The organism is Intrasporangium chromatireducens Q5-1, from assembly GCF_000576575.1.
GTDB classification, from domain to species: Bacteria; Actinomycetota; Actinomycetes; order Actinomycetales; family Dermatophilaceae; genus Intrasporangium_A; species Intrasporangium_A chromatireducens.
The window spans coordinates 1-13,564 of sequence record NZ_AWQS01000109.1 but is presented as its reverse complement, the minus strand read 5'-3'; the positions used below and the strand labels follow the sequence as shown (position 1 = coordinate 13,564).

The window sequence follows — 13,564 nt, the reverse complement described above, 5'->3', positions numbered from 1 at the left end:
TCGACGGTTGGTGGCCTCTCGACGTGATCTTGGAGTCACTGCCGGCAAGCCTCTGTCGGGATGCCCGGAACCGGCGTTGGATCAGGGGTATGACCACCACTGCTCTGCCCACTGACCTCGACATCGCCCGCGCGGCGACCCTGCGCCCGATGGACGACGTCGCCGCCGACCTCACCATCTCGCCGAACCACCTCGAGCCGTACGGACGCGACGTCGCCAAGATCGACCTGGCGGTCCTCGACGAGCCGACCCAGCACCATACGGCCAAGTACGTCGTCGTCACCGCGATCACCCCGACACCGCTCGGCGAGGGCAAGACGACGACGGTCGTCGGGCTCGGCCAGGCGCTCCAACGGCTCGGTGAGCGCGCGGTCGTCACGCTGCGACAGCCGTCGATGGGGCCGACGTTCGGCATCAAGGGCGGCGCAGCCGGCGGCGGCTACAGCCAGGTCATCCCGATGGAACGGCTCAACCTGCACCTCACCGGCGACTTCCATGCCGTGACCGCGGCCCACAACCTGCTCGCGGCCATGGTCGACAACCACCTGCACCACGGCAACGCCCTCGGCCTCGACATCCGCAACATCACCTGGCGCCGCGTCCTCGACGTCAACGACCGGGCCCTGCGCCACGTCGTCGTCGGCCTCGGCGCCCGTGCCGACGGTGTCCCCCGCGAGACCGGCTTCGACATCACAGCGGCGAGCGAGGTCATGGTGCTCCTCACCCTCGCCACGTCCCTCGAGGACCTGCGGCTCCGCCTGGGCCGGATCGTCGTCGGCTACACGACCGACGGCAAGAGCGTGACCGCGGACGACCTCGGCGCCGCCGGGGCCATGGCGGTGATCCTCAAGGACGCGCTCAAGCCCAACCTGCTCCAGACCCTCGAGGGCGGACCGGCCATCGTCCACTGCGGTCCGTTCGGCAACATCGCGACGGGCACCTCGTCCGTCATGGCCGACCTCGTCGCGATCCGCCGTGCCGACTACGTGGTCACCGAGGCCGGCTTCGGGGCGGACATGGGCGCGGAGCGCTTCTTCGACGTCAAGTGCCGGGTGGGCGGCCTCGTGCCTGACGCCGCGGTCATCGTCGCGACGGTCCGCGCCCTCAAGGCACACTCCGGCCGCTTCCGCATCCGGCCGGGCAAGCCGCTGCCGGAGGGCCTGCTGACGGAGTCGCCGGACGACGTCGAGGCCGGCATCCCGAACCTCGAGCAGCACATCGCCATCATCCGCCGGTTCGGCATCGAGCCCGTGGTCGCGATCAACGCCTTCCCGGAGGACCACCCGAGCGAGCACGACGTGGTGCGCGCCGCCTGCGAGCGCCTGGGCGCCCGGTGCGCCGTGACGCGCCACGTGGCCGAGGGCGGCGCCGGCGCGGAGGAGCTCGCCGAGGTCGTCATGGAGGCGTGCGAGCAGGAGAGCCACTTCGACTTCCTCTACCCGCTCGACCTTCCCCTCGCGGACAAGATCGAGCGCATCGCCACCCAGGTGTATGGCGCCGACGGGATCGACCTGTCACCCGCCGCGGCCAAGGCACTGCGCGAGTACGAGGACCTCGGTTTCGGGGACCTGCCCGTCGTCATCGCGAAGACGCACCTGTCGCTGTCCTCGGACCCGACCCTGCTGGGCGCGCCCCGTGGCTGGCGGATGCCGGTCCGCGAGGTGCGGGCCGCCGTCGGCGCGGGCTACGTCTACGCCATCTGCGGGGACATGAACACGATGCCCGGCCTGCCGACCTCGCCCAACGCCGAGCGGATCGACCTCACCGAGGACGGGGGCGTCGTCGGGCTGAGCTGAGCCGAGCGGACCGTGCGTCACGGCGGGAGGGGACGTGACGGGTCAGTGGCGCCCGTCGAACACGAGCGGCCCGCCGTCCACCCGGCGGGCCATCTCGACATCGTCCCGGTAGTCGTCGCCGCCCAACCAGAGCGAGCGCGGGATCCGGCCGACCTCGCTCCAGCCGCACGACTCGTAGAGCCGGCCCACGCCCGTCCCACTGCGGTAGTCGAGCCGCAGCACCTCGACGTCGGGCAGCTCGGCCCGGACGACGGCCACGAGCCCCGCAACCAGCACCCGCCCCAGGTTGCGGCCCCGGACCTTCGGGTCGACCATGCAGCGCAGCAGCGTGGCGGTGCGGGACAGCGGCAGCCGGTCGACCCGGTGCCAGAACCCCATGCCACGCAGCACCCCATCGGGGTCGCGCATGACCCCCAGGACCGACTCGCCGGCAACCAGGCTGGCGGCGTGCGCGTCGAGGCGCGCGGCGACCTGCTGACGAGGAGCGGAGCCGACGAAACCCACCGCTCCACCGCTCGCGTTGACCGCGACCCACAGGTCGAGCAGCTCCTCGCGCAGCTCCTCGTCGAGGTGGCGGACGACTCTGACCGCGGGAAGTGCGAGCAGGACGTCCGGCTCGTCGTCGGGGTAGAGCGGGTGGACGCGGCGGCCGACCTCGAACAGGCCGGCGGCCCGGCAGGTGGCCAGCGAGGCCGCGTTGACCGGCGCCACCATCGCCGTGACAGGCAGGTCGGGACGGTGCTCGGCCGCCCACGCGACGAGCGCGCGGGCGATCTCGCGTCCGTACCCGAGGCCGTGGCTCTCGGCGCCCAGCCGGAAGTAGAGGTTGAGGTGTGCCGGGCCGTAGTCGCGCTCGACCCGCAGGCCCGCCCAGCCGATGACCCGGCCGGAGTCGCGAGCCTGCACGGCGACATACCCGACCCCCTCGCCCTGCCAGGAGGCGAGGTCATGGGCCAGACGCTCCTCGCACCGCGCGGGGCTCGGCATGGACGCGGGCTTGTGCCGATAGGTGCGCGGGTCGGTGTGCAGCCGGATGTAGTCGTCGAGGTCGTCCGCGCGGGGGCGGCGCAGGACGAGCCGGGACGTCGTCAGCCACACGTCGTCGACGCCCGGCGCTCGTCCCTCGCTCGCGGCCACCTGGCCTGGGTCAGGCGACCACATACTCTGACAGGTCCGCCTCGATCGCCGGGGTCACCTTCGCGCGGACCCGAGTGCCATCCGCGACGTGCTCGCTCTCGAGGATCTCCGCCTCCTCGTGCAGCCGCGAGACGAGGTCGCCCCGGTCGTACGGCACGAGGACGTCGACCTCGATGTCGGGCTTCGGCAGCTCGGCGGCGATCAGCTCGCGCAGCTCCTCGATGCCGGCACCGGTCCGGGCCGACACGGCGATGGAGTGCTTCTCGTGCCGGCGGATCCGGTCGAGCACCTCCGGGTCGGCGATGTCGGCCTTGTTGACGACGATGACCTCCTTGATGGAGTCACCCCCGACGTCGGCGAGCACCTCACGCACGGCCGAGATCTGCCCCTCCGGGTCGGGGTGCGAGCCGTCGACCACGTGCAGGAGCAGGTCGGCGTCACCGACCTCCTCGAGCGTCGACCGGAACGCCTCGACGAGCTGGTGGGGCAGGCTGCGCACGAAGCCGACCGTGTCCGAGAGCGTGTACAGCCGGCCGTCCGGCGTCTCCGCCCGGCGCACCGTCGGGTCGAGGGTGGCGAAGAGCTGGTTCTGCACGAGCACGCCGGCGCCCGTCAGCCGGTTGAGCAGGGAGCTCTTCCCGGCATTGGTGTAGCCGGCGATGGCCACGCTCGGCACGCCGACGGCCCGGCGCCCGTGGCGCTTCGTGTCGCGGACGGTCTTCATCGCCTTGATGTCGCGACGCAACTTGGCGATCTTGGTGTTGATGCGGCGCCGGTCGAGCTCGATCTTCGTCTCACCGGGGCCACGCGAGCCGATGCCCTCACCACCGGCGACCCGACCACCGGCCTGCCGGGACATCGAGTCACCCCAACCACGCAGGCGCGGCAGCAGGTACTGCAGCTGGGCCAGCTCGACCTGCGCCTTGCCCTCCCGGCTCTTCGCGTGCTGGGCGAAGATGTCGAGGATCAGTGCGGTGCGGTCGATGACCTTGACCTTGACGACGTCCTCGAGCGCGCGCCGCTGGCTCGGCGCGAGCTCGCCGTCGCAGATCACGGTGTCGGCGCCTCCCGCGAGGACGATGTCGCGCAGCTCCTGCGCCTTGCCCTTGCCGAGGTAGGTCGCCGGGTCCGGCCGCTGGCGACGCTGCACGACGCCCTCGAGGACCGTCGAGCCGGCGGTCTCGGCGAGGGCCGCGAGCTCGCGCAGCGAGTTCTCCGCGTCCTCGAGCGTCCCCTCGGACCAGACGCCCGCGAGGACGACCCGCTCGAGCCGCAGCTGCCGGTACTCGACCTCGGTGATGTCCTCGAGCTCGGTCGACAGGCCGCCGACCCGGCGGAGCGCGGCACGTTCCTCGCGCTCGAGCTGTTCGCCGTCATAGTCGTATGTCGCTGTGCTTGCTTCCAGCGCGTCCTCGGCAAGTGCTTCGGCGCGGGTGGCGAACAGGTCGCTGCTGGTCAGGTGCTGGTTCGTCATGTTCTCCTCAGGGTCCCATGTGCACAACACCGGTAGCCACCGATTTGTGCCCCGTGCGACCACGTGGGGCTGCCACTCAGCCCCCCCCTCCTGCCCTCCCCTTACCCCGCGAACGCTGTGTTCGAGGCTGAAATGGGTGGTACACCGGCCCGTTCGCCAAGTACCGCCGCGTTCGGTGAGCGCAGAGGTGTGGCGGTGGACGGGTGCGGCGGACCGCTAGCGTGGGCTTCTGATGAGCGAGCAGCCGGACCACTACTTCAGCCGCGAGCCGGCCACTCCCGAGGAGAGACGGCAGGTCCACGTCACCCTCGACGGCCGCGACCTCACCCTCACGACCGCCAACGGCGTCTACTCCCCCGACCGGCTCGACCCCGGAACGGCCGTCCTCCTTCGCGGTGCCCCCCACCCGAGTCCGAGTGGTGACCTGCTCGACATCGGTTGTGGCTGGGGGCCGATCGCGCTCACGCTGGCACTCCGGTCCCCCCAGGCCCGCGTCTGGGGCGTCGACGTCAACCGGCGCGCCCTCGACCTGGCTCGGCTCAACGCCGCCGCAGCAGGGCTGCACAACCTCACCTTCTGCGAGCCCGAGGACGTCCCGGCTGAGGTGCGATTCGAGACGATCTGGTCGAACCCCCCGATCCACGTCGGTAAGCCGGCCCTGCACGCCCTCCTCGAGCAATGGCTCCCGCGCCTGTCCCCCGACGGTCGGGCCCACCTCGTGGTGCAGAAGCACCTGGGCTCCGACTCACTGCAGAAGTGGATCAACGCGCAGGACTGGGCCCTGACGTGCAGCCGGCTGTCCTCGTCGAAAGCCTTCCGGATCCTCGAGATCCGCCACTCCTGACCCGGTGCGCGACCCGCAGTGTGGGCTCCTGTCGACAGTGAGACGAGGAGAGGCTCAGGTGCCTGCGCGACCCGGTGAGCGGCATACGGACCACTGAAGGTCATCCCGCACGAGCGAGTAGACGACGCGGTCGACCCGACCGCCGTGCACCAAGCCGGCGTTGCGCGCGACTCCCTCGCGTACGAAGCCGGCCGACTCCGCGCTGCGTTGAGAGGCGAGGTTGCCGGTCGCCGCGCGCAGGACGACGCGTTCGAGCCCTTGGCCACGCAGGGCCCACTCCGCGAGCAGCCGCGTGGCACGACCGGCGAGACGCTGGCCGCGCCCCCATGGCGCAACCCAGTAGCCGACTTCCGTCGTTCCGGCCCGCCAGTCCGTCGCCTTGAGGTCGATGCACCCGTGAAGCCGACCGCTGACGTCGATGGCGAAGACGACCCCGCGCCCTGACTCCCGCGCGTCGCGTGCGATTACGTCGACGAAGCCCTCCGCGTGCTCACGCCGATAGGGACGCGGCAGGGGTAACCACTCGAGCGTTGCCGCGTCGTTGCAGGCCGCGGTGATGTCCTCGACGTCGAGCTGGGCGAGGGGACGCAGAACGAACCCGTCGCCCGCTAGGACGACCTCCGGGAAGCGTTGCGTCACAGGGGGAAATCGCCGTCGGCGACGAGTGCCGCGGGGCCGGCGAGCTCGACCCGGCCTCCGGGCAGCGGGGTGACGGTGAGCCGGCCGCCGGGGACGTCGACGCGCCAGGGGCGGTCGTCCTCGACCCCCGACCAGAAGCGGGTAGCGAGCGCCGCCGCCGCCGCGCCGGTGCCGCACGACCGCGTCTCCCCCACCCCGCGTTCGTGCACGCGCATCTCGATGTGGCCGGGTCCCAGCGGTCGGACGAACTCGACGTTGACGCCGTCGGGCCGGACCGGCTGGGTCTCGGGCGCCTCCATGAGGTCGAGGGCCGCCAGCTCGATGCCCTCAGGGAGCATCACGACCGCGTGCGGGTTGCCGAGGTCGAGCGAGAGGGCCGGGACGGGCTTGCCGTGGCGTGGCCGGACCATCATGTCGAAGCCGTCGCGCCGGGCCCCCTCCTCGTCCACCAGCCGCCACGGCCCCAGGTCGACGGCGAAGCCCTCGGGCGTGACCCGGATCGACTTGACCCCAGCTCGGGTCGCAATGTCGACCCGGTCCCCGGTGACGAGGCCCTCGCGCACCAGATAGGCCGCGAAGACACGCGTGCCGTTGCCGCACATCTCGGCGAGCGAGCCGTCCGCGTTGCGGTAGTCCATGAACCATGCGGCGCGGTCGGCCTGCTCGCGCACGCTGTCCTCTGTCGCGAACCGGGTTGGCACGACACGGATCACACCGTCGCCACCCAGACCGGCGCGCCGGTCTGCGAGCCGCTGCACCTGCGCGGGCGTCAGCTCGATCGTGCCGTCGAGGTCGGGCACGAGGACGAAGTCGTTCTCGGTGCCGTGGCCCTTCGTGAAGCGCGTCATGGCGTCCATTCTCGGGTATGCCGCTCACCCGGCTTCGCGCTGTCCGGCGCGGTCCCCCGGGTGGTGGCGCTCGCGAGAGCGGCGAGGGCTGCCGCTACGAGGGCATCCGGACCGAGCCGATCGGCCGGGAGCCAGGTGGTCCGCGGGTCGGGCCGGAACCACGACTCCTGCCGCCGGGCGAACCGGCGCGTGGCTCGGGTCGTGCTCGCGACGGCCTCCTCGACCGTGCTCTGCCCGTCGAGGACCGCGATCGCCTGGGCGTAGCCGATCGCCCGGCTCGCGGTGAAGCCGTCACGCAGCCCGTGGCCCAGCAGCTCCCGGACCTCGTCGAGGAGGCCGCCGGTGAACATCCGGGCAGCACGCGCCGCGATCCGTTCGTCAAGAACCGCCCGGTCGACGGACAGGCCGAGCAGGACTGCTGGCGACGCGAACTCGCGCTTCGGCAGCGAGGCGCTGAACGGACGCCCGGTCAACTCGATCACCTCGAGTGCGCGAACGATGCGGCGGGTGTTGTTCGGCTGGATGCGGTCGGCGGCCTGGGGGTCGAGGCCCCGGAGGCGGTCGAATAGGGGGGCCGTGCCGTGGGAAGCGGCCTCGCGCTCCAGCGCCGCGCGCAGTGCGGCATCGGTCGGGGGAATGTCGAGCCGGTCGAGCGCGGCCCGCACATAGAGCCCGGAGCCGCCGACGAGGATCGGCGCCCGACCCCGCGCGCGGATCGCGTCGATGTCGGCTCGAGCCGCACCCTGGTACGCCGCGACGCTCGCCTCCTCGGTGACGTCGAGCACGTCCAGCTGGTGGTGCGGGATGCCGCGGCGCTCGGGCACGGGCAGTTTCGCGGTGCCCACGTCCATGCCTCGGTAGAGCTGCATGGCGTCGGCGTTGACGACCTCGCCGTCGAGCCGTTCGGCGAGCGCGAGCCCCAGGTCGGACTTGCCGGTGGCGGTGGCGCCGACGATCGCGACGACCGGGATGGTCACTCGACCTGGGCGGGCGCGTCGTGCCCGAAGGGGTCGGGGTCGACACCCGGCAGCCACGTGTGTCCCGGGCCGCCCCAGCCGTTGCGCTTGACCGCCTTGCGTGCCTTCTTCGCATAGCGGTCGTCGAGACGGTCGACATAGAGCGTGCCGTTGAGGTGGTCGTACTCGTGCTGCATGCAGCGGGCGAACCAGCCCGTCGCATCGAACTCGACCGGCTTCTGGTCCAGGTCCACGCCGACAACGTGAGCCCGCTCGGCCCGCTTGAGGGGGAACGACTCGCCGGGCACGGAGAGGCAGCCCTCGCTGTCCTCGTGCGGGTCCGGCCGCTCCTGCGGGACCCGCGACGTGGTGACGATCGGGTTGATGATGTGCCCCTCGGGGGGGACCCCGTCGTGGTTCTCCATCTTCCAGACGAAGACTCGCAGCCCGACACCGATCTGAGGGGCGGCGAGGCCGACACCGTTCGCCGCCTCGTTGGTCTCGTGCATGTCGCTGACGAGGCGGTGCAGGTCGTCGTCGAAGTCGGTCACGTGCGCGGCGGTCCGATGGAGCACGGGCTCACCGGTGATGACGATGGGGCGAACGGCCATGCGCGCAATCCAAGCACGCACGAGGCGGGCCGCCCAAAACCCTCGGGTTGCTCAGGGGGCCGCGACGTGGCAAGCCGGCGCCTCGGACCGCACTGACGGCACCGGGGCACCGATCGACGGCATGCCGAGGCTCACCGCCGGCTTGCCCGACGAGTTGGGGCCGTCCTGGAGCGCGGCCCACGCGTCACCGCCCCGGCTGCGCCGAACGGCATACCGACCCCCGGCGACACCCGAGTCGGCGACGAGGTGGTGGGGCGCGCCATACGTGACGGCCACGGTGACGAAGTCGCCGGGCCGCGGGACCTCCGCGCCCTCGGGCACCGCGAAGTGGACGAGCCGGTTGTCCCGGGCGCGCCCGGACAGGCGGCGGGTCTCGGCGTCCTTGCGGCCCTCAGTCGGTGCGACGAGGACCTCGACCTCGCGACCCTCGAGCGCGCGGTTCTCGGCCCAGCTGACCTCCTCCTGGAGGGCGATGAGCCGGTCGAAGCGGTCCTGGACCACCTCCTTGGGCACCTGACCGTCCATCGTCGCCGCCGGGGTGCCGGGACGGATGGAGTACTGGAAGGTGAACGCGCTGGAGAACCGAGCCTCGCGCACGACCTCGAGCGTGCCCCGGAAGTCCTCCTCGGTCTCGCCGGGGAAGCCGACGATGATGTCCGTCGTGATGGCCGCGTCAGGGATGTGCTCGCGCACCTGGTCGAGGATCCGCAGGAACTTCGCGCTGCGGTAGGACCGCCGCATCGCCTTGAGGACCCGGTCCGACCCGGACTGGAGCGGCATGTGCAGGCTCGGCATGACGTTCGGCGTCTCGGCCATGGCGAGGATGACGTCCTCGGTGAAGGCAGCCGGGTGGGGGCTGGTGAAGCGGACGCGCTCGAGGCCGTCGATGTCGCCGCACGCGCGCAGCAGCTTGCCGAAGGCGAGGCGGTCGCCGAACTCGACGCCGTACGTGTTGACGTTCTGGCCGAGCAGCGTGACCTCGACGACACCCTGGGCAACGAGCGCCTCGATCTCGGCCAGGATCTCGCCGGGCCGGCGGTCCTGCTCCTTGCCGCGCAGGCTGGGGACGATGCAGAACGTGCAGGTGTTGTTGCAGCCGACGGAGATGGAGACCCACCCGCTGTACGCCGAGTCCCGGCGCGTCGGCAGGGTCGAGGGGAAGACCTCCAGGCTCTCCTTGATCTCGACCTCGGCGCGCTTGTTGTGGCGCGCCCGGTCGAGCAGCGCCGGCAGCGACCCGATGTTGTGCGTGCCGAAGACGACGTCGACCCAAGGGGCCCGCTCGACGATCAGGCCGCGGTCCTTCTGCGCCATGCACCCGCCCACCGCGATCTGCATGTCGGGGTTCTTCACCTTGGCCGGCCGCAGCTGGCCGAGGTTGCCGTAGAGCTTGTTATCAGCGTTCTCGCGGACCGCGCACGTGTTGAACACGACGACGTCCGCCACGTCGGGCCGGTCGCCCTCGGGCAGGCTGGCGAGGTCGACGTAGCCGGCGGTCTCGAGCAGGCCAGCGAGGCGCTCACTGTCGTGGACGTTCATCTGGCAACCGTGCGTGCGCACGTCATAGGTCTTCTGCGTCGTCATGGCACCGTCAAGGGTACGGCGTCACGGCCCGACCCTAGAACTTGACAGTTCAACCATCGAGTGGCAGTATCGATGTTGAAAGTTCAATCGACTACCACAAAGGACTTCAACATGGGACTCTTCAACCGCAAGCCCGTCGCCGAGACCCCCGTCGAGACCTCGACCGCCGTTGCCGACGTCGCCGGTGACTACGTGCTCGACCCGACACACACCCGGATCGGCTTCTCCGCCCGTCACGCCATGGTGACGAAGGTCCGGGGCCAGTTCGACGAGTTCGAGGGCACCGCGCACATCGACACCGTCACCCCGGCCAACTCGTCCGTCAAGGTCGTCATCAAGGCCGCCAGCGTCACGACCGGCGTCGAGCAGCGCGACGGCCACCTCAAGACGCCGGACTTCTTCGACATCGAGAACTACCCGGAGATCACCTTCGTGTCCACCGACGTCGAGCGTGACGGCGCCGACTGGGCCATCACCGGTGACCTCACCATCAACGCCGTGACCAAGCCCGTCACCATCGAGTTCGAGGAGACCGGTTCGGCCAAGGACCCCTACGGCAACATCCGCGTCGGCTTCGAGGGTGGCACCACCATCGACCGTACCGACTGGGGCCTGACCTTCAACGCTTCGCTCGAGACCGGTGGCGTCCTCGTCAGCGACAAGATCAAGCTCGAGTTCGATGTGTCGGCGATCGCGCAGGTCCCGTCCCAGGCCTGAGCAGGACCGAAGCACACCCGAAGGGGGTGAGGACCAGTGGTCCTCACCCCCTTCGTGGTCTGCGCACGCGACACGTCCGAGTGCCGCAGACCCTCGTGGGCCGCCCGTATGCCGCTGACCGTGCTGCCGCTCGTCAGTCCCTGCGGTGCTCGCTGGCGTTGTTGACCGCCTCGCGGATGACCGGCCAGGCGACCTCGCCCGAGTAGCCCTTGCGGGCCAGCAGGCCGGCCAGGCGCCGCGCCTGCACGTCCGGCTCCAGTCCGTGCATCGTCCGCAGCTTCTTCGCCACGAGCTCCTCGGCCTTGGCACGCTCGTCCTCGACACCGATGTCGTCCAACGCGTCGTCGGCGATGTCCTGGGCGATCCCCTGCTGGCGCAGCTCGTGGGCCAGCGCCCGCCGGGCCAGCCCCTTCGTCGACTGCTTCGAGCGGACGAGCATCTCGGCGTAGGCCTCGTCGTCGACGAGCCCCACGTCGGTCATCCGGTCGAGGACCCGCTGGGCCACCGCGTCGTCACAGCCGCGCTGGCGCAGCTTCTTCTCCAGCTGCGCCCGGCTGCGAGGCGCCATGCTCAGCTGCCGCAGCACGATCGCCCGGGCCACCGCATCCGGATCGGCGTCCGGGGTGACGGACTGCGGGTCGTCCGGAGGTGGCGGCGGGGGGCTCGGCGCGGGACGGGCGTCGCCAGCCCGCACCCCGGCCAGTCCCTCGGCTTCAGCGAGGGCGGCCGCGGCGCGGGCCAGCCTGTCGTCCCGGCTCAGGTCTTGGGGCGACTCACCCATGAGCCGTCAGCTCAGAACTCGACGGGCACGTCCGCGCCGTCGGCCGGCTGGTCGATGCGCGGACCGACGCCGAGTTTCTCCTTGACCTTCTTCTCGATCTCGTCCGCAAGGTCAGGGTTGTCCTTGAGGAAGTTGCGGGCGTTCTCCTTGCCCTGTCCGAGCTGGTCTCCCTCGTAGGTGTACCAAGCGCCGGCCTTGCGGATGAAGCCGTGCTCGACGCCCATGTCGATGAGGCCGCCCTCACGGGAGATGCCCTGCCCGTAGAGGATGTCGAACTCGGCTTGCTTGAACGGCGGGGAGACCTTGTTCTTGACGACCTTGACCCGGGTGCGGTTGCCGACCGGCTCGGTGCCGTCCTTGAGCGTCTCGATCCGACGCACGTCGAGACGAACTGAAGCGTAGAACTTCAGCGCCTTGCCGCCCGTCGTCGTCTCGGGCGAGCCGAACATCACGCCGATCTTCTCGCGCAGCTGGTTGATGAAGATCGCGGTCGTGCCCGTGTTGTTGAGCGCGCCGGTCAGCTTGCGCAGCGCCTGGCTCATGAGGCGGGCCTGCAGACCGACGTGGCTGTCGCCCATCTCGCCCTCGATCTCCGCCCGGGGCACGAGCGCTGCGACCGAGTCGATGACGATGATGTCGAGGGCGCCGGAACGGATCAGCATGTCGGCGATCTCGAGGGCCTGCTCCCCCGTGTCGGGCTGGGAGACGAGCAGGCCGTCCGTGTCGACGCCGAGCTTCTTGGCGTATTCGGGGTCGAGCGCGTGCTCCGCGTCGATGAAGGCCGCGATGCCGCCGCCGCGCTGCGCGTTGGCGACCGCGTGCAGGGCGACCGTCGTCTTGCCCGACGACTCCGGGCCGTAGATCTCGACGACGCGGCCGCGCGGCAGCCCACCGATGCCGAGCGCGACATCGAGCGAGATCGAGCCGGTGGGGATGACCTCGATGGGCGGCCGGACGTCGTCGCCGAGCCGCATCACCGCGCCCTTGCCGTAGCTCTTCTCGATCTGGCCCATCACCGTGGAGAGGGCCTTGTCCTTGTCCTGTGCCGTTGCCATGTCGGTCACCTGTCTGCCGTCCCTGGAGCGGTCGTCTACCTGCGACCCTCCGGCGAACGGCTCGTGTCGTGCGCTGTCGAGTCAGACGTTAGGTCCGACCACCGACACCGGGTTGCTCCACGAGACGGCCTGTGGACGGTGCTCTTCCGATGATCGACCTTGTGGACCACAGTACCGAACACGTGTTCGACGTCGGGGAGGTGTGGCACGACACGCCGTAGCGGTCGGTCTCCGTCCTGCTCAGCCCTCGAGCACCTGGGCGAACGCGGCATACGTCGCCTCGGAGAAGAGCCAGAAACGCGCCTGCCCGACGGTCGGGAAGCGCGCCATCGCCTCCGCCACGGTCGTGAGCGCCACCTCGGCACCCTCCTCGAGCGGGTAGCCGTAGACGCCGCACGACACGGCCGGAAAGGCGAGCCGAGCGCAGTCGTGTCGCGCCGCCACCTCCACGGAGCGCAGGTAGCAGGACGCGAGCAGGTCCCGCTCCCCTGCCGTCCCGCCGCGCCAGATGGGACCGACCGTGTGGATGACGTACGAGACCGGGAGCCACCCGGCGCCCGTGATCTTCGCGTCCCCGGTGCGGCAGCCGCCGAGGCGCCGGCACTCCTCGAGCAACTGCGGGCCGGCCGCCCGGTGGATGGCGCCGTCGACCCCGCCGCCGCCGAGGAGCGACTCGTTGGCCGCGTTGACGATCGCGTCGACCGAGGCGTCCGTCGTGATGTCGCCGCGGTGCAACGTGATCCCCGCGAAGCGGCCTCCGCCGGTCGCGGCTGCTGGCCCGCTCACGAGCCCACCTGACCACCGTGGCCGCCGCGTGCTTCGCGAATGTCCCGCCCGAGCCGTCGGGACTCAGGTACGTCCATGTCCTCGCAGAGGGCCTCCCACACCGTGCGGGGTGGCAGCCCGTCCTCGAGCGCCTGGCGGACCGTCCGGTTGCCCAGGGCGCCGAGGACGTGGTCGCGGGCCAGGGAGTCGGCGTACCTCTCCCCGAACTCGTCCCGCATCAAGGTCCAGAAGTGGCTCATCCGCACCGTTCGAGTCTGCCACGCCGTGCCGGTTCCGCCGGGCGACCCGCCCCCGGACGGGCCGCGCCCCCGGCCCCGGGCGCCAGCGAGCCCCGGG

The 13,564-nt window shown here is 71.0% G+C and carries 14 protein-coding genes; 3 read left to right on the top strand and 11 right to left on the bottom strand.

The features are described from left to right. The first annotated feature begins 89 nt into the window (after positions 1-89). The gene (locus N864_RS13190; protein WP_034717477.1) at positions 90-1,796 is read left to right on the top strand and encodes a formate--tetrahydrofolate ligase; all 1,707 of its coding nucleotides are present in this window, start codon (positions 90-92) and stop codon (positions 1,794-1,796) included. Between the two features lie 42 nt (positions 1,797-1,838). On the opposite strand, the gene N864_RS13185 is transcribed toward N864_RS13190, so the two are convergent. After that, positions 1,839-2,933 carry a GNAT family N-acetyltransferase gene (locus N864_RS13185; RefSeq protein WP_240474318.1) on the bottom strand — a complete coding sequence of 365 codons (1,095 nt, stop codon included), beginning with the start codon at positions 2,931-2,933 and terminating at the stop codon, positions 1,839-1,841. Between the two features lie 10 nt (positions 2,934-2,943). Then, positions 2,944-4,407 carry a GTPase HflX gene (hflX, locus tag N864_RS13180; RefSeq protein WP_034717475.1) on the bottom strand — a complete coding sequence of 488 codons (1,464 nt, stop codon included), beginning with the start codon at positions 4,405-4,407 and terminating at the stop codon, positions 2,944-2,946. A 232-nt stretch (positions 4,408-4,639) separates the two neighbouring features. On the opposite strand from hflX, the gene N864_RS13175 reads away from it, so the two are divergent. Beyond that, the gene (locus N864_RS13175; RefSeq protein WP_034717473.1) at positions 4,640-5,251 is read left to right on the top strand and encodes a class I SAM-dependent methyltransferase; all 612 of its coding nucleotides are present in this window, start codon (positions 4,640-4,642) and stop codon (positions 5,249-5,251) included. 54 nt (positions 5,252-5,305) lie between these two features. On the opposite strand, the gene N864_RS13170 is transcribed toward N864_RS13175, so the two are convergent. From N864_RS13170 to miaB, 5 genes are read right to left on the bottom strand one after another with little or no spacing between them, the layout of a single operon-like run. Continuing rightward, on the bottom strand, positions 5,306-5,890 hold the full coding sequence (locus N864_RS13170) for a GNAT family N-acetyltransferase (RefSeq protein WP_051518547.1): 585 nt from the start codon (positions 5,888-5,890) through the stop codon (positions 5,306-5,308). Continuing rightward, a complete protein-coding gene (dapF, locus tag N864_RS13165; RefSeq protein WP_034717486.1) occupies positions 5,887-6,738 on the bottom strand; it encodes a diaminopimelate epimerase in 852 nt (283 codons plus the stop codon). The genes N864_RS13170 and dapF overlap by 4 nt, the downstream gene beginning before the upstream one ends. Then, entirely contained in the window at positions 6,735-7,709 is a 975-nt protein-coding gene (gene miaA / locus N864_RS13160) for a tRNA (adenosine(37)-N6)-dimethylallyltransferase MiaA (RefSeq protein ID WP_205620942.1), read from the bottom strand. Before miaA ends, dapF begins: the two co-directional genes overlap by 4 nt. Before the next feature lie 2 nt (positions 7,710-7,711). Further along, positions 7,712-8,305, bottom strand: coding sequence for a peptide deformylase (gene def / locus N864_RS13155; RefSeq protein WP_034717471.1), 594 nt, complete (start codon positions 8,303-8,305; stop codon positions 7,712-7,714). 51 nt (positions 8,306-8,356) lie between these two features. Continuing rightward, positions 8,357-9,889 (bottom strand): tRNA (N6-isopentenyl adenosine(37)-C2)-methylthiotransferase MiaB, encoded by a 1,533-nt coding sequence (gene miaB / locus N864_RS13150; RefSeq protein ID WP_034717469.1) that lies wholly within the window; start codon positions 9,887-9,889, stop codon positions 8,357-8,359. Between the two features lie 111 nt (positions 9,890-10,000). On the opposite strand from miaB, the gene N864_RS13145 reads away from it, so the two are divergent. Further along, the gene (locus N864_RS13145) at positions 10,001-10,606 is read left to right on the top strand and encodes a YceI family protein (RefSeq protein WP_034717467.1); all 606 of its coding nucleotides are present in this window, start codon (positions 10,001-10,003) and stop codon (positions 10,604-10,606) included. 133 nt (positions 10,607-10,739) lie between these two features. Here the strand turns inward: N864_RS13145 and N864_RS13140 are convergent, their stop codons facing one another. The 4 genes from N864_RS13140 to N864_RS13125 all read right to left on the bottom strand — a co-directional run. Continuing rightward, positions 10,740-11,387: a regulatory protein RecX gene (locus tag N864_RS13140; RefSeq protein ID WP_081793798.1), complete on the bottom strand. Its 648-nt coding sequence runs from the start codon at positions 11,385-11,387 to the stop codon at positions 10,740-10,742. A gap of 11 nt (positions 11,388-11,398) precedes the next feature. Further along, entirely contained in the window at positions 11,399-12,442 is a 1,044-nt protein-coding gene (gene recA / locus N864_RS13135) for a recombinase RecA (protein WP_034717465.1), read from the bottom strand. 240 nt (positions 12,443-12,682) lie between these two features. Further along, positions 12,683-13,228 carry an O-acetyl-ADP-ribose deacetylase gene (locus N864_RS13130; protein ID WP_205620941.1) on the bottom strand — a complete coding sequence of 182 codons (546 nt, stop codon included), beginning with the start codon at positions 13,226-13,228 and terminating at the stop codon, positions 12,683-12,685. Continuing rightward, positions 13,225-13,564, bottom strand: a 340-nt coding sequence (locus N864_RS13125) for a DUF3046 domain-containing protein (RefSeq protein ID WP_338033641.1), incomplete at its 5' end; no start/stop codon positions are given. The genes N864_RS13125 and N864_RS13130, both read right to left, overlap by 4 nt.